The sequence below is a fragment of the Paracoccus sp. SY genome (assembly GCF_002901215.1).
GTDB classification, from domain to species: domain Bacteria; phylum Pseudomonadota; class Alphaproteobacteria; order Rhodobacterales; family Rhodobacteraceae; genus Paracoccus; species Paracoccus acridae.
The window spans coordinates 1-312 of sequence record NZ_NWMQ01000247.1; the positions used below are offsets into that span (position 1 = coordinate 1).

1 pseudogene is annotated in these 312 nt (G+C 59.3%); it reads right to left on the bottom strand.

Annotated elements, in window-relative coordinates:
- A pseudogene (locus CK944_RS22725) lies at positions 1-251 on the bottom strand (heavy metal translocating P-type ATPase); the annotation flags it as partial.
- Between the last annotated feature and the right edge of the window lie 61 nt (positions 252-312).

Consider the following 312-nt stretch of genomic DNA (forward strand, 5'->3'; position numbering starts at 1 on the left):
ATGCGCAGCGCCTCGAAGGCGCGCTTTGCCACTGGAACAACCCCGATCAGGCATGCAGCGACAAAGGCCCAGTAGCCTGCCTCGGCAGAGGACAGCAACTCGACCAACCATGCGATAGCCAGCAGGCTGCCAGTCAAAATGACAAGCCGACCCCTTCCTGTCTGATGCCAGGATTTGTCCCGCTCGATAGGGGCGGCTTGCGCGTGACCATGATCATGCTGCGCCGGAGCAACGGCTTTGACATCATCCATGTCCTCCGAGGTCTTTGCCTGAGAGACTGGCATAGCATCCGGCAACACGAATGCCTTCTTG